The organism is Xanthomonas campestris pv. badrii (assembly GCF_012848175.1).
In the GTDB taxonomy this organism is placed as follows: domain Bacteria; phylum Pseudomonadota; class Gammaproteobacteria; order Xanthomonadales; family Xanthomonadaceae; genus Xanthomonas; species Xanthomonas campestris_C.
This window is the reverse complement of sequence record NZ_CP051651.1, coordinates 4,482,586-4,506,346: the sequence shown is the minus strand read 5'-3', so window position 1 is coordinate 4,506,346 and position 23,761 is coordinate 4,482,586. Positions and strand designations below refer to the sequence as shown.

The 23,761-nt window shown below is 67.0% G+C and carries 16 protein-coding genes and 3 pseudogenes; 10 read left to right on the top strand and 9 right to left on the bottom strand.

Annotation, left to right across the window (positions count from 1 at the left end; all coding sequences use genetic code 11):
• Window positions 1-50: 50 nt before the first annotated feature.
• From HG421_RS19110 to HG421_RS19090, 5 genes and pseudogenes are all read right to left on the bottom strand, one after another.
• Window positions 51-1,166, bottom strand: a complete 1,116-nt coding sequence (locus HG421_RS19110) for a saccharopine dehydrogenase family protein (protein WP_169708267.1) — start codon at window positions 1,164-1,166, stop codon at window positions 51-53.
• Window positions 1,167-1,242: 76 nt separating this feature from the next.
• Complete coding sequence (locus HG421_RS19105) at window positions 1,243-1,878, bottom strand: hypothetical protein (RefSeq protein WP_429001900.1); 636 nt, start codon at window positions 1,876-1,878, stop codon at window positions 1,243-1,245.
• Window positions 1,879-2,695: 817 nt separating this feature from the next.
• Window positions 2,696-3,115, bottom strand: a pseudogene (locus tag HG421_RS21655) (M56 family metallopeptidase); the annotation flags it as partial.
• Between the two features lie 104 nt (window positions 3,116-3,219).
• Window positions 3,220-4,396 (bottom strand): annotated as a pseudogene (locus HG421_RS19095) (M56 family metallopeptidase); the annotation flags it as partial.
• 3 nt (window positions 4,397-4,399) lie between these two features.
• Window positions 4,400-4,786: a BlaI/MecI/CopY family transcriptional regulator gene (locus HG421_RS19090; RefSeq protein WP_169707724.1), complete on the bottom strand. Its 387-nt coding sequence runs from the start codon at window positions 4,784-4,786 to the stop codon at window positions 4,400-4,402.
• 240 nt (window positions 4,787-5,026) lie between these two features.
• Between HG421_RS19090 and HG421_RS21565 the strand changes: the two are divergent.
• Together HG421_RS21565 and HG421_RS21560 are read left to right on the top strand one after the other, a co-directional pair.
• A pseudogene (locus tag HG421_RS21565) lies at window positions 5,027-5,338 on the top strand (MarR family winged helix-turn-helix transcriptional regulator); the annotation flags it as partial.
• The gene (locus HG421_RS21560; protein ID WP_343204238.1) at window positions 5,330-5,785 is read left to right on the top strand and encodes an FAD-dependent monooxygenase; all 456 of its coding nucleotides are present in this window, start codon (window positions 5,330-5,332) and stop codon (window positions 5,783-5,785) included. The pseudogene HG421_RS21565 and the gene HG421_RS21560, both read left to right, overlap by 9 nt.
• 48 nt (window positions 5,786-5,833) lie before the next feature.
• On the opposite strand, the gene HG421_RS19080 is transcribed toward HG421_RS21560, so the two are convergent.
• Window positions 5,834-6,499 (bottom strand): hypothetical protein, encoded by a 666-nt coding sequence (locus HG421_RS19080; RefSeq protein ID WP_169707722.1) that lies wholly within the window; start codon window positions 6,497-6,499, stop codon window positions 5,834-5,836.
• A 23-nt stretch (window positions 6,500-6,522) separates the two neighbouring features.
• Here HG421_RS19080 and HG421_RS19075 point away from each other — a divergent pair, with 23 nt between their 5' ends.
• A complete protein-coding gene (locus HG421_RS19075; protein ID WP_169707721.1) occupies window positions 6,523-6,867 on the top strand; it encodes a hypothetical protein in 345 nt (114 codons plus the stop codon).
• Between the two features lie 66 nt (window positions 6,868-6,933).
• On the opposite strand, the gene HG421_RS19070 is transcribed toward HG421_RS19075, so the two are convergent.
• Window positions 6,934-8,205: a DNA topoisomerase IB gene (locus HG421_RS19070; protein WP_211161749.1), complete on the bottom strand. Its 1,272-nt coding sequence runs from the start codon at window positions 8,203-8,205 to the stop codon at window positions 6,934-6,936.
• Between the two features lie 55 nt (window positions 8,206-8,260).
• Between HG421_RS19070 and HG421_RS19065 the strand changes: the two genes are divergently transcribed.
• From HG421_RS19065 to HG421_RS19055, 3 genes are all read left to right on the top strand, one after another.
• Window positions 8,261-8,641 (top strand): I78 family peptidase inhibitor, encoded by a 381-nt coding sequence (locus HG421_RS19065; protein WP_169707719.1) that lies wholly within the window; start codon window positions 8,261-8,263, stop codon window positions 8,639-8,641.
• 203 nt (window positions 8,642-8,844) lie between these two features.
• Entirely contained in the window at window positions 8,845-13,317 is a 4,473-nt protein-coding gene (gene gltB / locus HG421_RS19060) for a glutamate synthase large subunit (protein WP_169707718.1), read from the top strand.
• Window positions 13,318-13,884: 567 nt separating this feature from the next.
• Window positions 13,885-15,366 (top strand): FAD-dependent oxidoreductase, encoded by a 1,482-nt coding sequence (locus HG421_RS19055; protein ID WP_169707717.1) that lies wholly within the window; start codon window positions 13,885-13,887, stop codon window positions 15,364-15,366.
• Window positions 15,367-15,624: 258 nt separating this feature from the next.
• Here HG421_RS19055 and HG421_RS19050 read toward each other — a convergent pair whose 3' ends face one another.
• The gene (locus HG421_RS19050) at window positions 15,625-16,683 is read right to left on the bottom strand and encodes an NAD(P)-dependent alcohol dehydrogenase (protein WP_169707716.1); all 1,059 of its coding nucleotides are present in this window, start codon (window positions 16,681-16,683) and stop codon (window positions 15,625-15,627) included.
• Window positions 16,684-16,988: 305 nt separating this feature from the next.
• Here HG421_RS19050 and HG421_RS19045 point away from each other — a divergent pair, with 305 nt between their 5' ends.
• The 4 genes from HG421_RS19045 (at window position 16,989) to HG421_RS19030 (ending at window position 21,641) form a co-directional block, all read left to right on the top strand.
• The gene (locus HG421_RS19045; RefSeq protein ID WP_169707715.1) at window positions 16,989-18,065 is read left to right on the top strand and encodes a glycoside hydrolase family 5 protein; all 1,077 of its coding nucleotides are present in this window, start codon (window positions 16,989-16,991) and stop codon (window positions 18,063-18,065) included.
• 400 nt (window positions 18,066-18,465) lie between these two features.
• Window positions 18,466-19,515, top strand: coding sequence for a glycoside hydrolase family 5 protein (locus HG421_RS19040; RefSeq protein ID WP_169707714.1), 1,050 nt, complete (start codon window positions 18,466-18,468; stop codon window positions 19,513-19,515).
• A 349-nt stretch (window positions 19,516-19,864) separates the two neighbouring features.
• Entirely contained in the window at window positions 19,865-20,965 is a 1,101-nt protein-coding gene (locus HG421_RS19035) for a glycoside hydrolase family 5 protein (protein WP_169707713.1), read from the top strand.
• Between the two features lie 232 nt (window positions 20,966-21,197).
• A complete protein-coding gene (locus tag HG421_RS19030; RefSeq protein WP_169707712.1) occupies window positions 21,198-21,641 on the top strand; it encodes a PepSY domain-containing protein in 444 nt (147 codons plus the stop codon).
• Window positions 21,642-21,947: 306 nt separating this feature from the next.
• Here the strand turns inward: HG421_RS19030 and HG421_RS19025 are convergent, their stop codons facing one another.
• Window positions 21,948-23,759: a M28 family metallopeptidase gene (locus HG421_RS19025; protein WP_169707711.1), complete on the bottom strand. Its 1,812-nt coding sequence runs from the start codon at window positions 23,757-23,759 to the stop codon at window positions 21,948-21,950.
• Between the last annotated feature and the right edge of the window lie 2 nt (window positions 23,760-23,761).

Genomic DNA, 23,761 nt, shown 5'->3' with positions numbered 1-23,761 from the left:
CCGGGTACCGGCGCTGCGGTGCACGGTGTGCTGTGAAATCGCAGCAGCGCTCACGGGCGCGTTTCCACCACGTCTGTCTGCATCTGCCAGGCCGCAAATTCCTGTTCGAACTCGGCCAGGGTCAGCAGCCCCATGCAGGCGTGCGCGCCGCTCGGCAGCGCCTGCCCTGCGGCAAGTTTGCGCACCAGCAGGATCGCGGCGAAACAGGGGATCTCCGGTCCGTGCAGCATCGCCGCAGTGAGATCCCAGCGCACGGTGAGCGGCTGACCATCGCGCTCGCCGGCCAGCTCCACGCGCATGCCGCCCAGGTCGGTGCCGAAGCGGTCGAACCAACGCCCGGCGCGCGCAAGGACAGTGGCCAGGCGCGCCATCGGCAGCGGCACGCCGTGCTGGCGCAACCAGGCGATGGCCGCCAGGCAACGCTGCAGGAACGGCACTTCCAGCGCAGCGCGAAACTGCACCGTCCGCACGCCGGGATAGCGCTGCGGCAGCAGGTCGTGGTCGGGCACATCGCAGGGCGATGCCAGCCGCGGTGCCAACTGTGCGAACTGCACGCGCTGCGGCACTGCCCATCCCACCACACTCTGCCAACGGCCCTGGCTCCACCACGTGAACGGCGTGCCGCAATACGAGAGCACCGCACGCACGGTGGCCAGCCCCAGCGGCGTGCCCTGCGCAGGCGCGATCACCATGCGGATCTCGTGCAAGGCAGAAAAGCGCGGCAACAGCGCGTCGATCACCGCGCTGGAGAGCGCCGGCAAGGTGCTGGCACCGCTGACGACAACGCGCTGCGCCTGCCGCGCAGGCGCGTCCAGTGCGGCGGCAAAGTCGCGTACGAAGGCGCGGCCGTCGGCCAGATCGATGTAATGCATGCCGGCCTGCAGGCAGCTGCGGGCCACCGCATAGGCCTGCCCCTGGAATGGCCCTGCCGTGTGCACCACCGCATCGGCGCCGGTGGCCGCCAGCTGCGTCGTGAAATCGGCGGCATCGATATCCAGCCGGCACGTCGAAATACGGCCCGCTGCGGCGTCCGGCCAGTGCACGGCGACCTCGCCGGGATGCCGGCCAGCGGCGATCACGTGTATCTGCGGCGTGGCCGCCAGCGCCCGCACGATGCGCGCACCGAAATGCCCGAAGCCCCCCAACACCACCACCCGGTACGTCATCGCCTGCTCGCCGTCTGCCTGCTGCACAGTATCGGCGAGCACGGTGGCATTGGCGCCATGCAGCGCTGAGCTGGGCTCAGTGCAACGCGCCGGCGACCTGCGTGGCCAGCCCGCTTTTCAGCGCATCGCGCAGCACCTGCAGCGCCTGGCGTGTAGCGCGCGCCTGCGCGGCGGTTTGCTTGCGGGCCAGGGTGGCCTGCCGGTTGGCCAATGCGCGTTGCTGGCCGGCCAGCGCCTGCAGCGCCGCCGGCGCCACGCCCGATGAACCGTCCGCAGATCCGGGTGCAGCCGGTGTGCCGGTGGATGCCTGCAGCACGCGCGGCCGGGCTTGCGCAGACAGCTGCGCGGCCAGGGCGGCGTGCTGCTCGCTCAGGGCCTGCTGGCGCGCGGCCAATGCGGTTTGCGCCTGGCCCAGCTGCCGCAGTGGCGCATGCGCCACCGCCATGCGATGCAGCAGCGTGGGGTCGCGTACCACGTAGTCCACCCCGTCGGCACGGAACCACAGCAGCTGCTCGCCCTTGCGCACATGGGCACGCGCGGTCTGCAGGTCGCGCAGCGAACCGTGCATTGCCTGGCGGTCGCCCTGGACCAGTACATAGGCATCGCCCTCGGTTGCAGGTGCGGCGGTGTCGGGCACAGCCGCCTTGCCGCAGTGCCGGCCCGCCCCGGCCAAGGCCACGGAGCGTGTGCGCGTCAGTGCGGCCGGAGCCATCGGTGGCACAGGTGCGATGGGTCTGACGGGCGCGATGGGTGCGACCGGTGCACCAGGCAGATCAGGTGCGCGGGGCGCCGCAGGCGCTGCCGGTGCGATCGGTAAGGCAACTGCCGCCGGCTGCGTCGGGGCCACCGGCGATACGGCGGCAACCATCGGTGCCAACTGCGCCGACGCGCAGGCACTGATGATCGACGATGGGGCGGCGACAGCAGCAAGCGCCAGCAACAGCGCCTGACGCAGGCACGACGAAAGACACGTGGTCTGGATCATGGGAGATCTCCACAAAGGGCATAGGGCAAGGGATACCGCCTGTGCAGGACACACAGGCGGGGGGACAGCGATGACGCGGCCACGGCGTTGCCGACGCTGCAGGCGTCGTCACGCTGGAGTACCGGGCTGTGGCGGGCCCGTGGTGATGCAGGTGCTGCCTGTCCCTGACGCAATCAGCGCAGTGCGCCTGCAGGTGCGTGGGTCAGGACGTGCCTATTGCGGTCGTGTGTCTACCGGCCGTACGCCGCCGAAAATGGAGTGAAGCTGCATTGCGCACAGTGCCGCTGTGCGTGCGCCAGAGACCACTGCCGGCCTGGCGTGTGGTCGGCAGCGCACCCGCGGCGGCTGGCTCTCGATGTTGGGTCGTAGCATCTGTTCGGTACCTGCGGCGATCTGCACCACGGTGCGGCCGCCGTCAACCGGTGCGGAGCGTGCGCTCAGGCGAGGCCCCCGCCCAGAAGCGGAGCGTGCACGTGGTCCATACCGGCTCCGGGCACCGGCCGCTCCCGCCAGACGCTGAGCGCCGTCGCGTCGTTGATGGCTCCTAGTTGTTCTGCGCCTGTTCTGCCTCTGCCTGCGCCTGTTCGGCTTGCGCCTGCGCACGCTCCGCCTCGCGCTGCGCTTGCGCCGCTTCCCGAAGCCCGCGCGCGGCTTCGACGCTGGCCTGACGAGCGGCCTGTTTGCCTATCTCAGCCTGATCGTGGGCCTGCTCGGCGGCATGACGTACCGCTGCGGCATAGGCGTATTGCGCGTTGCGCTGCTGCTGCGCCGCCTCGTGGATCTGTTGCTCGGCTTCGCGCGCCTGCTGCTGCGCGTCCTGCCTGGCCTGCGCCAGCTCAGGGCCGAGTGCAGCCAGTTGGTCGCGGGCTTCCTGCAACGCGTCCTGCGCCTCCTGCAGGTGCTCCTGCTGCAGTTCGACATCGCGGTTGCCGGTGGCCAATGCGTCCTGCAGCGCGGCACGCGCCTGCGGTATGGCGGCGGCCAATGCCTCGTGGGTGACCCGCTCCACATAGGCATCCCAGTCCGCGGATGAAACGCCCGCCGCGCTGTCGGAGGGCAACGCCATGTCGAGCACCTTGGCAATGACGCCCTGCATGGCAGGTGCCGCTGCGGCCGCAGGCATGGCCGGCTGCGCCGGTGCCGGCAACGCGCGCATCGGTTCGGCCGCCGCCGCGTCGTGTGCCGGGCGCGCCGCGATGGCCGGCGCGCTCACCACGATCGGCTGCAGGCTGGGCGAGGCCACCGGCACCGGCATGGCGACCAGGCGCAGCGGCAGCACACCGCACACAGCGACCAGTGCCAGGATCGTCGCAGCGGCCAGCTGCGGATACGTGCGGGTGTCCTGCAACATCGACAGGCGGCGCTTCAGGCTGAGGAACGAGGGTGAGGCGCTTGCCACGCCACCGTGCGGACGCGGCGCCACGCCCAGTTGCAGCAGCAGCCGCCCGTAGTCGTGACGGCAATGGCGATGCCCGGCGACCACTGCCGCGTCGCAGGCCGCCTCGCGGGCAATGGCGTACTCACGCACGGCCAGATGCACCAGCGGATGGAAGAAGAACAGGTGCTGGGCCAGCGCCGGCAGCAGTCCCCACCACAGGTCGCCACGACGCAGGTGGATCAGCTCGTGGGTCAGCGCCATGTCCAGATCGTCGTCGGCCATCTGCGGCAGGCGCGCGGCAGGCAACAGCAGCACCGGCCGCCACGGGCCGATCAATTGCGGCGAATCGATCTGCGCAGACAGCCGCAACGCAGGCGGGCGCGACAGGCCATGCGCTTCGGCCGCCATCTGCAGGGCCTGGACCAGCGCGCGATCGGTGCAGGGTGCCGCCGCGCGCACCAACGCGCGGCTACGCAGATAGGCGCGTACTGTGCCGGCGGCCAGCAGCAGCACTCCGGCGGCCCATAGCGCCAACACCGCCAGCATCCATGACGGACCGGCCGCCGCGCCAATGGCGGAGGCACCGGCCTGCACGGCGGTGGCTGTGGTCGCGATCGGCGCCAGGCTGGCGGCCGAATCCAGCGCAGCGGCAGACGCTTGCGCCGGCAGCACCGGCAAGCGCACCGGAGTGCTCCACAGCAAACCAACCACCGCCTGCACCCCCACCAGCCACCACAGCCAGGTCTGGGTGGCGGCCGGCAGACGCCGCAGGCCGCGGCACAGCCCCCACACCACCACCACCAGCACGGCGGTCTGCACACTGGTGGCACCGAGTTTCCACAGCATCGATTCGATCAGCGGCGACATGGCTCAATCCTCCTTGCGCTGCGACTGCAGCTTGGCGACCAACGCTTCCAGTTCGGCCAGCTCGGTATCGCTGACCTCGGCACGCTGCGACATCCACGCCACGAAGGGCGACACCGAACCCTGCAGCGTCTTTTCCACGAACTGCCCCACCGCCGAGCGCACCACATCGTCCTGCCCGGCGGTAGCGCTGTAGCGATACACCCCCTCGACCTGCTTGCGTCGCAAAAACCCCTTGGTGCGCAGCCGCTCCATCATGGTCAGCACGGTCGAGCGCGCCAGCCCACGCGGCTCACCAAACGCCGCCGCCACTTCGCCCACGCTGGCGTGCCGCTGTTCTTGGACGTATTGCAACAGGGCCAGCTCCTGGTCCCCGATGGTCTTGCCGCGCATGGCGGCCTCCTGACTACAGTTGTCGCTACCCTAGGCCTGACTACAGCTGTCGTCAATAGGTCGGATGGCAGGGTGCTGCATGGCCTGTCGCCGTATAGCCGCCGGCTTTTGCATCCGACCGTCACCGATTGCCGGCAGACCGGGCCGCGTGCCACCACCGGCTACGTCACACCGCCACGCCTGGCCCGCATGCCCGATACCATCTGCACACGGCCATGTGGCACCACTTGACGGTTGTTGATGCAGATGCACGAGCAAGACCCGTTGATTCATCCCCAGGCCGCGGTGGCGCCGGGGTATCTGGCCAACCACGCGGCACGCGTGTTCAACCGCCTGGTGGATGCGCAGTTGCGGCCGCACGGCGTGTCGCTGGCGCTGATCGGGCCGATCATGCTGCTGTCCTGGAAGGGGCCAATGCTGCAGCGGGATATGGTCATCGCCTCGGCGATCAAACAGCCGGCCATGGTGGCGCTGCTGGACAAGCTGGAGAGACTCGGCCTGGTCAAACGGACGCCCACCCCGCAAGACCGGCGTGCGGCGCTGGTGGCGCTGACCGCACGGGGACGCAAGATCGCCACCCTGGGCGGCAAGGTGCTGATCGAGCTCAATGCGCAGGCATTGCAGGGGTTTTCTGCCGACGAGGCACAGCAGAGCGGCCGCGTGGTGCTCACCGGCGATGCGGCCTGGTGCGCCACGCCACTGGCCGGAATCGGCACCACCCTGGCGGTGACCGGCGCCTATGTGCTGGCTGGCGAACTGGCCCTGCACGACGATCTGCAGCAGGCATTTGCACGCTATGAAGCGGCCATGCGCCCGATGGTGGAGCAGGCGCAGGGCGTGCCCAAGATCGGCGCACGCCTGATGAATCCCCACAGCCGGCTCGGCATCCAGTTGCTGCATGGCGCACTGAAACTGGCCAGCCAACCCGGCGTGCAGACGCTGGGCGCGAAACTGATGACGCCAACGATCAAGGCACCGGATCTGTCGCGCTATCGCTGAGGCGCCACCCAGATACGCTGCTGAATGAGGGCAAGCGTACCGATCGCATCAATGGCAGTCGGCGTGCAACCAGGCCTGCAGCGCACGCGTGAGCTGGCGCCAGTTCGGCAGGCTGCTTTCGTCGGCGGCATCGTTTTTCCCGACCGTGACCGCTGCGGCCGTGGCAGTGGCCTCGCTTGCGCGCGCAGCGCAGCCGGGCGCGTGCGGTTGCGCATGCAAGCCGATCAGTGCCGACATCTCACGCTGTTTCCAGGGCGCGAGCATGAGCAGCATGCAGCCTACCAACGCCACTGCCAGGCAGCAGATCAGCCCTGGCCCGGATGCGGGCGCGCCATTGCGTGGGTGAGCAGCGCGGCTCATTCGATCGACCGCTCGGTGGGTGATCGCTTGGCATGCGCTGCGTTTCGATGTCGGGATGTTGCGCGCCGCTGTGGTGTGGTCATCTGGCATCGCTCCAAGGCAGGCCGCCGAGTCTGCCCGGCCGCCCGGTGGTGCACGCGACGTCGGGCGAATTTGATCCTGCACATGCGTAGCGGAGCCGCGGCGTGCCGTGGCTGCTTCGCACCACGCGCCATCGGCGACAGTTACCCGGCAACGACTATGCTGACGACTGCTCGCTGCGGTTTTGCTGGCCACGCTCGCTTCCCTCGCCTCGCGGGCACGGCGGATGCCTTCATGCCACCGCGACAGCGGCCCATTCACGCTGACGGCCACGTCCTTCGCCTGGAGTTGCCCCCATGATCCGTGTCCTTGTCCCGCTGACCGCCGTCCTGCTGCTGTCGGCCTGCGCCTCCAACCAGGTGGCACAGGTGCAGCCGATCGATGGGGTGATCTCCGGCCAGTGCCATATCGACAGCGTGCGCGGCATCGTGGGCCTGGCCGCGGCCAGGCAGACCGTGGAGCGCGCGCGGGTGGACAGCGACAGCCTGCAGGTGAGCGTGCGTCCGGGCGAGCGCGCCACCGGCGGCACCACCGCCAGCGGGCTGGCCGATCCGGCGCAAGGCGCCAGTGCCAGCGGCGGCGAACACCTCACCATCGAGACCGGGCCGAACAACAACATCACCGCGGTGTATTGCGGCTGAGGAATCGGGATTCGGGATTCGGGATTCGAAAAGCATCGCGGCTTTTTGGTTCCCGATCCGGCCCATTCATTTGCGTTTCGAAGTGCTCTTTGTCGTTGTCTTCAGCTTGGCACGCGAGGCGGTGAGAAACTTCAGCGTGGCTGCTTCCCACTGCCGCTCGCCGCGCACGCCGGTGGCCATGGCCTGCAGTTCGCCGGCACGCCAGCCCTCGAATACGCAGGGGTCGATATAGGCCTTGCGGCAGACCGAGGGCGTATTGCCCAGGGCATCGGCCACCTCGCGGATGACATCGTTCTGCACCTGCTTGAGCGCACGTTCGCTGCTGCGCTCGGGTAACGGTAGCCGGGCCAGGCGTTGCAATGCGGCCAACGTGCCGCCCCAGGTACGGAAATCCTTGGCAGTGAAGTCCTCGCCCATCGCCTCGCGCAGGTAATCGTTGACCTGCCCCGAATCCACCGGCTGCAGCTGGCCATCGTCGTCGCGGTACTGGAACAACGATTGCCCCGGCAGTTGCTGGCACTGCCGAATCAGCTTGACCAGCTGCGTGTCGTCCACCTCGATGTCGTGCTCCTGCCCGCTCTTGCCGCGGAATTTCAGCCGGGCGCGGCCGCCCTTGAGAAATTCCATGTGCCGGTTGCGCAGCGTGGTGAGTCCATACGAGCGATTGCTGCGCGCATATTCGGCATTGCCCACGCGCACCAGCGTATCGGCCAACAGCGCCACCACGATGGCCAGCACCTTTTCGCGCGGGAAGCCTGGCAGCGCCAGATCGCGTCGCAGGCGCCGCCGCAGCTTGGGCAACGCGGTGCCGAAGGCGATCACGCGCTCGAACTTGCCCTCGCCGCGCACCTGCGCCCAGTCGGGGTGATAGCGATATTGCTTGCGCCGCCGCGCATCGCGCCCGGTGGCCTGCAGATGCCCGTTGGGCTTGGCGCAGATCCACACCTCGGTATAGGCCGGTGGAATGGCCAGCGCGCGGATGCGCTGCAAGGTATCGGCATCGGCAATGCGCTGCCCGTCCGCACTGCGGTAGCTGAAGCTCTTGCCGGCCCTGCGCCGGCTGATGCCCGGTTGCTGGTCGTTGACATAGGTCAGCCCCGCCGCGCGCGCGGTGGCCTTGGCCTGTGCGACGGCCGCAGCGGTGGCAACCGCCGCCGTGGCCACCGCTGCACCGGTGGCAGCAGCCGCGAGCTTGCCGGTGGTACTGGCCGCGACGGCGGCATTGCGAAGGATGCGTTTGGCTTTCATTGCATGCACATCGAAGGTGGTCGGCCGATTGTTGGGCCGGGCAGGACTAGGCCACGTCAACGCAATGACAACGGCGTGTGCGCAAGCCATGCCGGTTGTGCGAATTGTGCTTATGCTTGGGGCATCCCCTTTGCTGGAGTCATCGATGCGCGCTGTCCTGCCTATTGCCCGTCTGACTTGCACCCTGGTCGTGCTGGCTGCATTGAGTGCCTGCAACAAGCCACAACCCGACGAGCAGGAAGCCGTCGCTGCCAAGGCCCAGCACGCGGCCGAACAGGCCTCCGCGCCTGCACCCGACGCGGCCCCCGAAGCGCCGCCGATCGGCAGCTGCGATGCCACCCAGGTGCAGTCGCTGGTGGGCCAGCCGGTGACCGATGCAGTGAGCGAACAGGCCCGCAGCGATGCCGGCGCCAAGTCGGTGCGCGTCCTCAAGCCTGGCCAGATGGTGACCATGGAATTCAACGGCGAACGGCTCAATCTGGAAGTGGATGCCAAGAACGTCGTCACCTCGGTGCGCTGCGGCTGAGCAGCGCTTGGCGCCGCTCGCCGGAGCGGCGCCAAGCCAGCTGCCGCAAGGGATTTGCGCGGTGCTCGTTGCAGCTGTAACGGTGTATTGCGGCACCGCATCAACTGTGGTCTAGTCGATCATCCGGTGACCTCTTCGAAACGCTCCACGGATCGAGCGCTGCAACGTCGTCGCCGCTCTCCCAAGATCGCAACGAGGCACACATGGCCCCCCGCACTCGCCAAGGGCTCAACGACGACGGTCTCTACAACAGCGTGCGCGACGAACGCGACGCCTGTGGGTTTGGCATGGTCGCCCAGCTGGACGACCAACCTTCCCGCTCACTGGTAGACACCGCGATTGCGGCGCTGTCGCGCATGACCCACCGTGGTGGCGTGGCCGCCGACGGGCTCACCGGCGATGGCTGCGGCCTGCTGATCCGTAAACCCGATGCGTTCCTGCGTGGGCTGGCACGCGATGCCGGCATCACCCTGGGCACGCGCTACGCAGCTGGGGTGGTGTTCCTGCCGCTGGACGAGGCCGAGGCCGCACGCTGTCGCGCCGAACTGGAAAGCCAGTTGCTCGGCGCCGGCGTGCAGCTGCGTGGCTGGCGCGTGGTGCCCACCGACGACAGCGTGTGCGGCCAGCTGGCGCGCGATACGCTGCCCCGCATCGAGCAGGTGTTCGTCGATGCCGGCGCCGAGCAGACCGAAGACGCCTTCACCTTGGCGCTGTTCCTGGCGCGCCGCCGCGCCGAGCAGCAGCTGCAGGGCGTGCAGGACTTCTATGTCACCACGCTCTCGCCCAATGGCATCAGCTACAAGGGCATGGTGCTGCCGGACAAGCTGAGCACCTTCTACCCGGACCTGCAGCGCAGCGACCTGTCCTCCAGCGCGATCGTGTTCCACCAGCGCTTTTCCACCAACACGCTGCCGCGCTGGCCGCTGGCGCATCCGTTCCGGCTGCTCGCCCATAACGGCGAGATCAACACCATCGAGGGCAACCGCCGCTGGGCGCAGGCGCGCAGCAAGGTGTGGCAGACCCCGCGCTTCGATATCGCGCAGTTCGATCCGGTGATCTCCATGCACGGCTCCGATTCGCAGAGCCTGGACAACATGCTGGAGCTGCTGATCGCCGGTGGCATGGATCTGCTGCAGGCGTTGCGTATCCTGGTGCCGCCGGCCACCCAGTCGCTGGAGTTCAAGGACGCCGACCTGGCCGCGTTCTATGAGTTCTACGGCCTGAACACCGAGCCGTGGGACGGCCCGGCCGGCATCGTGGCCTGCGACAGCCGCTACGCGGCCTGCATGCTCGACCGCAACGGCCTGCGCCCGGCGCGCTGGATGCTGACCTCCGACCGCCATTTCCTGGTGGCCTCCGAGGCCGGCGTGTGGGAATTGCCGGCCGAGCGCATCACCCGCAAGGGCAAGCTGGGGCCGGGCGAGATGATGGCCATCGACCTCAAGCGCGGCGACCTGCTGGACTCGGACGCCATCGACCGTATCAACCGTGCGCGTGCGCCGTACAAGCAATGGCTGCAGCAGGGCGTGACCTACCTGCAGACCGAGCTGATCGACCCCTCGCTGGTGGAAGAACCCTTCAGCGAGCAGACCCTGCGCAGCTACCACAAGCTGTTCCAGCTCAGCACCGAGGAAGTGGAGCAGATCCTGCGCCCGCTGGCCGAGACCGAGCAGGAAGCCACCGGCTCGATGGGCGACGACACCCCGATGGCGGTGCTCAGCCGCCAGACCCGGCCGCTGTACGACTACTTCCGCCAGGCCTTCGCGCAGGTCACCAACCCGCCGATCGACCCGCTGCGCGAAGGCATCGCGATGTCGCTCACCACCCAGCTCGGCAAGGAGACCAACATCTTCCACGCCGGCGCGGAGACGGTGAACCACGTCATCCTCAACTCACCGGTGCTCAGCCAGCGCAAGTTGCGCCAGCTGCTCAAGATGGAGCAGTACGTCGAGCGCAACCGCCTGATCGACCTGTCCTACAGCGTGGAAGAAGGCCTCAAGGCCGGCCTGGAACGCATCTGCCAGGAAGTGGAAGCGGCCGCGCGCGATGGTGCGGTGATGCTGCTGCTGTCCGACCGCTACCCGGTGCCGGACCGGCCGATGGCGCATGCGCTGCTGGCCACCGGCGCGGTGCATCACCACCTGTGCAAGGTGGGCCTGCGCTGCGACGTCAACCTGATCATCGAGACCGGCACCGCGCGCGATGCGCACCACATGGCCTGCCTGCTCGGCGTCGGCGCCACCGCGGTGTATCCGTACCTGGCCTACCAGACGCTGTTCGACCTGGGCCGGCGCGGCATCCTGCAGCTGAGCAAGGGCGGCGAGCAGTCTCAGATCGGCCGCCGCTACCGCAAGGGCATCTACAAGGGCCTGTCCAAGATCATCTCCAAGATGGGCATCTGCACCATCGCCAGTTATCGCGGCGCGCAGTTGTTCGAAATCGTCGGGCTGGACCCGGACGTGGTGGAACTGTGCTTTGCCGACACGCCTGCGCGCATTGGCGGCGTCGGTCTGTCGCGGCTGGATACCGAGGCGCGCGAGCTCACCGCACGCGCCTGGAACGACCAGCTCAAGCCGGAAGTGGGCGGCCTGCTCAAGTACGTGCACGGCGGCGAGTACCACATGTACAACCCGGACGTGGTCATGACGCTGCAGCGCGCTACCCGCACCGGCGATGCGGGCGACTGGCAGAAGTACGTGGATGCGGTGCATGCGCGCCCGGCTTCCACGCTGCGCGACCTGGTGCAGCTCAAGCGTGCCGACACCCCGACCCCGCTGGACGAAGTCGCCCCCGCATCGGATGTGCTGCGCCGCTTCGACAGCGCCGCGATCAGCCTGGGTGCGTTGTCGCCCGAGGCACATGAGGCGCTGGCGATTGCGATGAACCGGCTGGGCGGGCGCAGCAATTCCGGCGAAGGCGGCGAAGACCCGGCCCGCTACGGCACCGAGAAGCGCTCCAAGATCAAGCAGGTGGCCTCCGGCCGCTTCGGCGTCACCCCGGAATACCTGGTCAACGCCGAAGTGCTGCAGATCAAGGTCGCCCAGGGCGCCAAGCCCGGCGAAGGCGGCCAGCTGCCCGGCCACAAGGTCAACGAGCTGATCGCCCGGCTGCGCTACGCCAAGCCCGGCATCGGCCTGATCTCACCGCCGCCGCACCACGACATCTATTCGATCGAAGACCTGGCCCAGCTGATCTACGACCTCAAGCAGGTCAACCCGACCGCACTGGTGTCGGTAAAGCTGGTGGCGCATGCCGGCGTGGGCACGATTGCCGCTGGCGTGGTCAAGGCCGGCGCCGACCTGATCACCGTGTCCGGCCATGACGGTGGCACCGGTGCCAGCCCGGTCAGCTCGATCCGCTATGCCGGCGTGCCTTGGGAACTGGGCGTTGCCGAGTCGCACCAGGCGCTGGTGGCCAACGACCTGCGCGAACGCACCATCCTGCAGACCGACGGCGGCCTGAAGACCGGCCTGGACGTGGTCAAGGCCGCATTGCTGGGCGCCGACAGCTTCGGCTTCGGCACCGCGCCGATGATCGTGCTGGGCTGCAAGTACCTGCGCATCTGCCACCTCAACAACTGCGCCACCGGCGTGGCCACCCAGGACGAACGCCTGCGTGCCGGCTACTTCACCGGCTTACCGGAACGGGTGGAGCACTTCTTCCGCCTGCTGGCCGAAGAAGTGCGGCAGTGGTTGTCGTACCTGGGCGTGCGCTCGCTGGACGACATCGTCGGCCGCACCGACCTGCTGGAGCAGCTGGACGTCTCGCCGCGTCCGGGCGTCAAGGTCGACCTCTCGCGCCTGCTCACGCACGCGCAGTACGACGGCAGCCATTGCGCCGCCCAGCGCCTGTACGAATCGCCCGACAGCCTGGCCACGCAGATGGACGGCCTGCTGGCCGATGCGATCGCCAACAAGCGCGGCGGCGACCATCGCTTCCTGATCCACAACACCGACCGCTCGATCGGTGCGCGCCTGTCCGGCGCCATCGCACGCGCGCACGGCAACCACGGCATGAGCGATGCGCCGTTGAACCTGCGCTTCCGCGGCACCGCCGGGCAGAGCTTCGGCGCATTCAATGCCGGCGGCCTGCAACTGGAGCTGGAAGGCGAAGCCAACGACTACGTCGGCAAGGGCATGGCCGGCGGCAGGCTGGTGGTGCGTCCGCCGCGCGGTGCGCGCTTCGAGGCGCGCAGCACGCCGATCGTGGGCAACACCTGCCTGTACGGGGCCACCGGCGGCGAGCTGTTCGCCGCTGGCCGCGCGGGCGAACGCTTTGCGGTGCGCAACTCCGGCGCACTGGCGGTGGTGGAAGGCGCCGGCGACCACTGCTGCGAATACATGACCGACGGCGTGGTGCTGGTGCTGGGCAAGGTCGGCCTGAACTTCGGCGCCGGCTTCACCGGCGGCCTGGCCTACGTGCTGGATATCGAGCGCGACTTCGTGGACCGCTACAACCACGAGCTGATCGACATCCACCGCGTTTCGGCCGAAGGCTTCGAGAACCATCGCCAGCACCTGCACACCTTGATCAGCCGCCACCGCGAGCTGACCGGCAGCATCTGGGCGCAGCAGATCCTGGACGAGTTCCGCGACTACATCGGCAAGTTCTGGCTGGTCAAACCCAAGGCCGCGAGCATCGAGTCGCTGACGGAGTCGCTGCGGCGGGCCGCTTGAGTTTTTGCCCCCCTCTCCCGCAAGCGGGAGAGGGGCTGGGGGTGAGGGCAGTGGCCCGCTATCGCCCCATCCGCCCCTTCGGGGCACCTTCTCCCGCACGCGGGAGAAGGACTGCAGTGGCAATGCTGGCAGCACATCGTCAGAGTCGCCGCAGTGCTCCCCTCTCCCGCTAGCGGGAGAGAGGTCGGGGGTGAGGGCGTGTGCCCGCCAACCCTCATCCGCCCCTTCGGGGCACCTTCTCCCGCACGCAGGAGAAGGACTGCAGTGGCAATGCTGGCAGCACATCGTCAGAGTCGTCGCAGTGCTCCCCTCTCCCGCCTGCGGGAGAGGGGTCGGGGTGAGGGCAGTGCCCCTCATCCGCCCCTTTCGGGGCACCTTCTCCCGCACGCGGGAGAAGGACTGCAGTGGCAATGCTGGCAGCACATCGTCAGAGTCGCCGCAGTGCTCCCCTCTCCCGCCTGCGGGAGAGGGGTCGGGGGTGAGGGGCAGTACCCCGCGCCCCTCATCCGCCCCTTCGGGGCACCTTCTCCCGCACGCGGGAGAAGGGAATCAGCCACGGATTTTCTTATGAGCCGCAAGCAAGCCTTCCAATTCCTCGACCTGCCGCGAACCATGCCCACGCGCATTCCGGTGGAACTGCGTACCTCCGGCGACTGGGGCGAGTTGTACGGCAAGTTCGACAAGGCCGATGCGCAGTACCAGTCCGGCCGCTGCCTGGATTGCGGCAACCCGTACTGCAGCTGGAAATGCCCGGTGCACAACGCCATCCCGCAGTGGCTGCAGCTGGTGCAGGAAAACCGCATCGAAGAAGCCGCTGCGCTGTGCCATTCCACCAACCCGCTGCCGGAAGTGTGCGGGCGCGTGTGCCCACAGGACCGCCTGTGCGAAGGCAGCTGCACGTTGGAAGAATTCGGCGCGGTCACCATCGGTGCGGTGGAAAAATACATCGTCGATACCGCCTTCAAGATGGGCTGGCGCCCGGACCTGGGCAACGTGCAGCCCAGCGGCCACCGCGTGGCGGTGATCGGCGCCGGCCCTGCAGGTCTGGCCTGCGCCGATCGCCTGGCGCGTGCCGGCGTCGAAGCGGTGGTCTACGACCGCTACGAGCAGATCGGCGGGCTGCTGCAGTTCGGCATCCCCAGCTTCAAGCTGGACAAGTCGGTGATCGGCAAGCGCCGCGAGATCCTCGAAGGCATGGGCGTGCAGTTCCGCCTGGGGGTGGAGATCGGCCGCGACATCAGCATCGCGCAGTTGCTGGGCGAATACGACGCGGTGTTCCTGGGCACGGGTGCCTATCGCTACACCGACGGCGGCCTGCCCGGGCAGGACCTGAAGAACGTGCTGCCGGCCCTGCCGTTCCTGGTGCAGAACAGCCGCATCGTCAGCGGCAACGACCCGCACGGCCGGCCGATCGCCGGCTGGGAAGACCAGCTTGCCCTGCCCGACCTCACCGGCAAGCGCGTGGTGGTGCTGGGCGGCGGCGACACCGGCATGGACTGCGTGCGCAGCGCCATTCGCCTGGGCGCGGCCAAGGTCACCTGCGCGTATCGCCGCGACGAGGCCAGCATGCCCGGCTCGGCGCGCGAGGTGGCCAACGCCCGCGAAGAAGGCGTGCGCTTCCTGTTCAACCGCCAGCCGCTCTCGATCGAATCCGGCGCCGACGACGAAGCCATCGGCGTCACCGTGGTGGAAACCAAACTCGGCGAACCCGACGCCAGCGGCCGCCGCAACGCGGTGCCGGTGGAAGGCAGCGAATCGCTGCTGGAAGCGGACGTGGTGATCATCGCCTTCGGCTTCTCGCCCACCCTGCCCGACTGGTTGGCCTCGCAAGGGGTGGAAGCCGGCAGCAACGGCCGCATCATCGCCCCGGCCAACGACCATGGCCGCCTGCCCTACCAGACCAGCAACCCCCGCCTGTTCGCCGGCGGCGACTGCGTACGCGGTGCGGATCTGGTGGTCACTGCCGTCGCCGAAGGCCGCGATGCGGCGGGCAGCATCGTCCAGATGCTGGGTGTGAAAGCGCAGGTCAAGGAGCCGGCTGCGGCGTGAGCATCTGCGGTTAGTTTTCTGGGCGGCACACACAGGTGCCGCCACGCTGGTCTGGTAGTGCGGTCACCTGCAGATCACAGCTCAAGGCGATCCGCTCGTTCAACAAATGCCAGGCAGGCGCGGTCGATGCTCGGGACCGGCATGTAACACACTTACATGCCGGCTCCTACCGACTCTACGCACCTGACGTCATTGCGCATCGGTTGGCTGCAGCACGCCTGACCGCAGGCTGCCGATCAAGCGTCATGCAACCGACGATCAGGCCGCCTTATCCAGCGTGGCCATGTCGATCACGAAGCGATACTTCACATCGCCCTTGAGCATGCGCTCGTAGGCGGTGTTGATTTCGTCGGCGCGAATGGTTTCGATGTCCGAGACGATGTTGTGCTTGGCGCAGAAATCCAGCATTTCCTGGGTCTGGCGGATGCCGCCGATCAGCGAGCCGGCCAGGGTGCGGCGCTTCATCACCAGGTTGAACACGCTCGGTGAGGGATGCGACTGCTCGGGCACGCCCACCAGCACCATCGCGCCGTCGCGCTTGAGCGCATTGAGGAACGGGTCCAGGTTGTGCGGCGCGGCCACGGTGTTGAGGATGAAGTCCAGGGTGTTGTACTGCGCGGCCATCTGCGCCTCGTCCTTGGAAATCACCACTTCGCTGGCGCCCAGGCGCAGCGCATCGGCGCGCTTGCCCTCGGAGGTGGTGAACAGCACCACGGTGGCGCCCATCGCCTTGGCGATCTTCACCGCCATGTGCCCCAGGCCACCCAGGCCGACCACGCCCACCTTGTGGCCCGGACCCACCTTCCAGTGCGCCAGCGGCGAGTAGGTGGTGATGCCGGCGCACAGCAACGGCGCCACCGCGGCCAGGTTGTCGGAATGGGAGATGCGCAGCACGTACTTCTGGTCGACCACGATATGGTCGGAGTAGCCGCCGTAGGTGTTCTCGCCGCCACCGAACATCGGGCCGTTGTAGGTGCCGGTGAAGCCGGCTTCGCAGTATTGCTCTTCGCCTTCCTGGCAGGAGGCGCAGCTGCGGCAGCTGTCGACCATGCAGCCGACGCCGGCGAGGTCGCCGACCTTGAAGCCGGTCACCGCATTGCCGACGGCGGTCACGCGGCCGACGATCTCGTGGCCTGGGACCGACGGATACAGCGTGTTGTGCCATTCGTTGCGCGCGGTGTGCAGGTCGGAGTGACAGACACCGCAGTAGGCGATATCGATCTGCACATCGTTGGGGCCGGGTGCGCGCCGTTCGAACACGAACGGGGCAAGCGGCTGGTCGGCGGCTTGGGCGGCAAAGGCGTGGGCTTGGCTCATGGGAGACTCCGGGGTATGGGCCGTGCGCACGAGGTGCGAACGACGGGAAAACAGGCCTGATAGCTTAAGACAGCGACGCGTCGCGCTCGTGCGACAGTGCGTCTTGCCTGTCCTCTTGCGAACGCTACCGTTGGCACAGCATGCGCCGTGCAGGTGTTTTTGCGCGATCAAATCGGTGTTGCACGCGTGAATGGCGCGCTAACGCGCGAGCTTCTAGTCTCGTCGGGTCACCTGTCGCCCTGCACCATCTCAACCGGCCGTGCCCTCCCCCCGCGGTCACCACGTCGATGCCGAAGGAGGCTTCCATGTTCCGCGCTCCCCCACAGCTTGCCCGCCTGCGTACTGCTGGGCTGGCGCTTTCCCTGCTTGCAGCGGTGCCGCTGGCCTACGCCAAGGAGCCAGGCGGCCCGCACAAGGCCTCTGCCGGCCTGAAATACGTCGGCGTCAATCTGTCCGGCGCGGAATTCAACTCGCGCAAGAAACCCGGCGTATTATTCAAGGACTACACCTACCCTGCCGCCTCGGACTTCAGCTATTTCGCCGGCAAGGGCATGAATACGATGCGGCTGCCGTTTCTGTGGGAGCGCCTGCAGCCCCAGCTCAATGGCGATCTGGATGCGACCCAGCTCGGCCTGATCAAGAAGTCGCTGGCAGCGGCCAAGGCCAACAAGCAGTTCCTGATCCTGGATCTGCACAACTACGCCAAGTACAACGGCAAGCGTATCGGTACCGACGAGGTTCCCGCCGCCGCCCTGGCCGACCTGTGGCGCCGGCTGGCGCTGGAGTTCAAGGACGACAAATCGGTGATCTTCGGGCTGATGAACGAGCCCAATGGCATCTCCGCGCCGGATTGGGCAACCGCGGCGCAAGGTGCGATCAATGCGATCCGCAAGACCGGCGCGAAGAATCTCATCCTGGTACCGGGCACCGCGTACACCGGCGCGCACAGTTGGCGCAGCAGCAGCTATGGCGTCTCCAACGCCAAGGCACTGGCCATCCTCAAGGATCCCGGCAACAACCTGGCATTCGAAGCGCACCAGTACCTGGACAACGACTACAGCGGCACCAAGCCACAGTGCACCAGCGACAGCGTTGGCGAAGAAAAACTGCGCGGGTTCACCGACTGGCTGCGCGAGAACAAGCAGAAGGGCTTCCTGGGCGAATTCGGTACCGCCAACAATCCGGTCTGCGACAAGGCCCTGGAAGGCATGCTGACGTACATGGAAAAGAATAGCGACGTCTGGCTGGGCTGGACCTGGTGGGCGGCTGGCGCATGGTGGAAGCCGGACTACTTCTTCACCGTGCAGCCGGGCAAGGATGGCAGCGACAAGCCGCAGATGCGCATCCTGAGCAAGTACGCGCGGCGCGCCGGCAAGCACTGACTCTCATCGGCTGGCAAACACGGTGCAGGCATTACGCCGGAAAAAGCCTGCACCGTGACGCGCCGTGCAGCTTGTAGACAAGCATGCGGCGTGACGTGAGCGCGTCTCCATCGCCTTTGCCACTGCCCACCGCCTGGCACTCACCGACGCCAGCGATCGCCCGCCGTGTGCATTTTGCGATAGTGACAGCGCGCAACGTCGAGGTCTCCGTCGTTTGCGATGAGCGCATTGCATCGACCACGGCCACTGCGGACTGCGAAGTCGGGCACAGCTTGATTCAGTGATACCTCGCATCCGTAGTTGCGCGCCACGGGTGCGCATACGCTGGTGGCCATGCGTTGTGGTGTCGAGCAAAAGCAGCTGCAACGCATCTCCCCCGCAGATGCCTCAGGAGTTCCCCATGTTCCTCTCCCCTACCTGGCCGCGCCAGCTGCTGTGCTGTGCGCTATTGCTGTTGTTGGTGGCCGCGCTTGCGCAGGCGCAGGCCCAAAGCGGTGCACTGCGCTATGCAGGCATCAATCTTTCCGGCGCAGAAATCGCCTCGGCCAAACGTCCTGGCATCATCAATGTCGACTATCGCTATCCCGCTGCCAGCGAGTACCAGCACTTCGCCGATACCGGCATGAACGTCGTACGTTTGCCCATCGCCTGGGAACGCCTGCAACCCAAGGCCCAGGGCGCACTCGATCCCGCACAGCTGGCACTGATTCGGCAGGCAGTGGCCAATGCCAAGGCCGCCGACATGGTGTTGATCCTGGACATCCATAACTACGCGAAGTATTACGGCCAGAAGATCGGCACCGCGCGCGTGCCGATCAAGACCTTCACCGATCTCTGGCGGCGCCTGGCCGCGGCCTTCAAGAGCGATAACGCAGTGATGTTCGGGCTGATGAACGAGCCCTACGACATCGCTCCGCAAAACTGGGCCGCCGCCGCGCAAGCGTCGATCGACAGCATCCGCGCCACCGGTGCCAACAACGTCATCCTCGTGCCCGGCGCGCTCTGGTCCGGTGCACATAGTTGGTACTCCACCATTGCCGGTCAATCCAACGCCGTTGCGCTGGCCACCATTCGAGATCCGCTCAACCGCTACGCCATCGAAGTGCACCAGTACCTGGATGCCGACTCAAGCGGCACCAGCGCCGGATGCGTCAGCGCCACCATCGGCTCGGAACGTCTTCGCAGTTTCACCGGCTGGCTGCGTAGCCAGCGCAAGCGTGGATTTCTCGGTGAGTTCGGCGCCTCCCGCAACCCGACATGCATGCGTGCACTGGACGACATGCTGCGCTACCTGGAAGCCAATCGCGATGTCTGGGTAGGCTCCAGCGTGTGGGCGGCCGGTGCGTGGTGGCGTGCGGATTACCCATTCACGCTACAGCCCGATGCAAACGGACGCGACAAACCGCAGCTGTCCATCCTGAGTGCGCACGCGCGCCGTATCACGCGCTGATCCACACAACTCCAGATGTCCCAGCGATGCCGTCCTGCGACGGCATCGCTCTTTATGAGAGTGCGCGACCGATGCGCCACCGGAATGGCGCCACGCAACTGGCACGACGCCAGCATGTCGGCGCATTCGGCTGTCGTTGGAATCACGCGGCCTTTGAGACAGACGTGATAGGCCCAGATGAACGTGCTCGACCGCCATAAGTGTGCGGCGAATTGCACTTCTGGCGCAGTGCATTGCCGTGGTGCGCTTTGGCACATGTGATGCATTGCAACAGGCAGATGCAGCGCAGCTTGCGCCGATCGCACGCCAACGGGGCGGCGATGCATCTTCCCTGTCCAGGAGTTGCTTCATGTCACGTGTCTCTTTCTCACTGCGCCATCTCGCCGCATGCGCCTTGTGTGTCCTGTTGCTTGCCGGGCAGTCGCCCGCCCACGCACAGACGCGCGCGCTCACCTACGCCGGCGTCAATCTCTCCGGTGCCGAGTTCGCATCCTCGAAAAAACCCGGCGTGCTCAACAAGGATTACATGTACGCCTCGGCGAGCGATTACGCCTATTTCGCCGGCGTTGGCATGAATACCATCCGCCTGCCCATCCTCTGGGAGCGTCTGCAACCCAGTGCGCTTGGCGAGCTGGATCCTGCGCAGCTGGCATTGCTGCAACAGGCGGTGGCGCGCGCCAAGGCCTCCGGCATGTATCTGGTGATCGATATCCATAACTATGCCAAATACTACGGCTACAGGATCGGCGGGCCGGAAGTCCCGGTCGCCACGTTTACCGATCTGTGGCGTCGCCTGGCGCTGGCATTCAATAGCGACAACGCAGTGATTTTCGGGCTGATGAATGAGCCCAACAACATCTCCTCCGGCGAATGGGCCGCAACGGCGCAGGCCGCCATCGATGCGATCCGCAGGACCGGTGCCAACAATCTGATCCTGGTGCCGGGCGCGCTGTGGACCGGTGCGCACAGTTGGTATTCGCCCACCAGCGACGGTCAGTCCAACGCCACCGCGCTGGCATCGATCTACGACCCGCTCAACCGTTACGCGTTCGAGGCGCATCAGTATCTGGATGCCGATTCCAGCGGGACCAGCAGCGTCTGCGTCAGCGCCACCATCGGCGCGGAGCGTCTGCGCAACTTCACCGAATGGCTGCGCACCAATCGCAAGCGTGGCTTTCTCGGTGAGTTCGGCACCGCGTACAACGCGGTCTGCAATACCGCGCTGCAAGGCATGCTCACCTACATGGAAAGCAATGCCGATGTATGGATGGGCTGGACATGGTGGGCGGCGGGTTCATGGTGGAACCTGTCGTATGCCTACAACGTGCATCCGAACAAGGACGGCACCGACAAGCCACAGATGACCATCCTGTCACCGCTGGCCACGCGCGCGACGCGGGCACCTGCCGCTGCTGCAGCACGCGCGCCTGCCGCTGCGAAAACCCGCTGAGTGCATGCTGCCGAGTGCATGAAACAAGCCGCCGCAAGGCGGCTTGTTTGCGTCTGGTGTCCACTGAAGTGACAACGCGCCGCGATACAGGGTGAATCCCCGATGGACAGTGGCCGCTGGATGCACGGCACCTTCAGTTAGCTGAACTTTGAGTGCCGCCTTGGCGATTCCTTCACCCTTTCACGATACTGGCGCGGCCAGCATGGCTCCACTTCGACAGCAGGAGCCTCCCATGACACATCGCATGATGACCACCGCATTGATCGGCGCATTGACGCTGGCTTCGCACGGCGCGTTCGCACAGGACGCGGCCAAGCCGGCCAAGGCGCTGACCTCCACCGAAGTCACCAGCATGCTGACCGCCAAGGGCTACACCAAGGTGCACGACGTCAAGTTCGAGCATGGCGTGTGGACCGCCGATGCGCGCAGTGGCGACGGCAAGGATGTGGACGTGCACATCGATCCGGTGACCGGCCGCGTGTACGGCGATCAGACCACCTCGCGCTTGAGCGAGGCCGATGTGCGCGCAGCGCTGTCCACCGGCGGCTATAGCGACGTGCACGACCTCAAGTTCGAGGACGGGTTGTGGAAGGCCGATGCCAAGCGCAATGGACAGGAGGTGGAGCTGCATGTCGATCCGGACGATGGCCACGTGGTCAGCGTCGACGGCGATTGAGTGCGACGGGATCGTACCCGGACGCTGAGTGCGTGAGGCAGGACCGCTAACGCTCAGGTGCTGCGATTGACCCGCCACTAGGCGATGGATGCAGGTGTGGCTGTCGAAGCAGCCACGTATCCAGCGCGGCAGCGCGGCGTACTGCCGCATCGCATGGCGACTGGCCAATGCGTCACACCATTCCAGCAACGCAAAGGGGCCTCCAATCGGAGGCCCCTTTGCGTGACGCATCACCATTTCACCACCCGCCGCGCGAACTCTTTTCGGCGCTGCGCCGCCACAGCGGCGACGGCGCAGCCGCAAGCGTCAGCGCGCGGATGAGGCCTTCTTCGTTTCCCTGGCCTTGCCGTTGGTTGCACCCGACTCGCCGACGGCCGGCTGCCCCGTGGTCGCAGTGGCGGCGGGTTTGCCGGCCATCATGCGGTCGCGCGCGGCCTTGAACGGGTTGCCGGCATACCAGTTGGGCCAGCGTCCACCCACCGCCACTTCCTTGCCCACGCCATACATCGCCTGCAGGTCTTCGATGGTGCCGTCCAGTTTCCAGGTGGCCGCATCGTATTGGTCGCCGGGTGCATGGTAGCGATGGCGGCCGTAGTCCTCGGCCGCCGCACGCCCGGCCGCGGTGCCGCCCTCGCGCAGGTCTTCGCCGCCATCGGCATACAGCGCCGGCACGCCGGCCTTGGCGAAGTTGAAGTGATCCGAGCGGAAATACGAGCCGCTTTCCGGCGTGGCTTCGGCATGCAGGCTGCGGCCCTGCATCGCGGCGAGCGGCTTGAGGATGTCCTCCAGCTCCGAACTGCCCATGCCCACCACGGTCATGTCGCGCGCGCGTCCGGCCACCGACATCGCATCGATGTTGATCACCGCGGCGATCTTGTCCAGCGGGAAGCTCGGGTTGGCGACGTAATACTTGGAGCCGAGCAGGCCGGATTCTTCCAGGGTCACCGCCACGAACACCACCGACCGCTCCGGCTTGGGGTCCTGATGCGCGAACGCATCGGCGATTTCCAGGATGCCGGCCACGCCGGTGGCGTTGTCCACGGCGCCGTTGTAGATGTTGTCGCCGCTCTCGCCCGGGTGCTTGCCCAGGTGATCCCAGTGCGCCATGTACAGCACCGCCTCGTCGGCATGACTGGTGCCCGGCAGCACGCCGACCACGTTGCGCGAGGTCTTTTCGGCGATGCTGCTCTTCAGGTCCACCGACCAGCTGGCCTTCAATGGCACCGGCTTGAAGCCGCGCTTGCCGGCATCCTTGTACGCCTGCGCCAGGTCCAGCCCGGCATTGGCAAACAGCTGCTTGGCGGTGTCGGCGCTGATCCAGCCCTGCACCGGCACGCGCGGATCCGGGTCGTCCTTGGCCGGCAGATCGTATTGCGGGCCGGACCAGGAATTCTTGACCACATCCCACCCATAGCTGGCGCCAGGGGTGTCGTGCACGATCAACGCCGCCGCTGCACCCTTGCGCGCGGCTTCCTCGAACTTGTAGGTCCAGCGCCCGTAGTAGGTCATGCGCTTGCCGTCGAACAGCTTGGGGTCGTTGCTGTGGAAGCCGGGGTCGTTGACGAACATCACCACCGTCTTGCCCTTCCAGTCCTGGCCGGCGTAATCGTTCCACTGCTGCTCGGGCGCATCCACGCCATAGCCGACGAACACCAGCTCGCTGTTGTCCAGCTTGACCTCCGGCTGGCCGGTGCGCGTGCCCAGCACGATGTCGGTGCCGAAGGCGAGGGTGCGGGTCTGCTCGCCGCTGCGCAGGCTGGGCGCGGTAGCGGCATCGGCGGTGGTTTCCACCATCGGCACGTCCTGGAACCAGCTGTCGCCATTGCCCGGCTGCAAGCCGATACGCTGCATCTGGTCACGGATGTAGGTGACGGTCTTTTCCTCGCCGGGCGTGCCCGGGCCGCGCCCTTCGAACGCATCGGAGGCCAGCGTCTTGACCAGCTCGGCGAAGTCGCCGCTGGTCAGCTCCGGCGAGAACGCGTGCCGGCTGGCCGGAGCGCTGGGCGCGGCATCGGCTGGCGTCTGCGTCACCGGGGTGGCCGGCGCCTCGGCCGATTCGCGCTTGCAACCGGCCACGGCCAGGGTCGCAGCCAGGCACAACAGGATCTTGCGGGGCATCG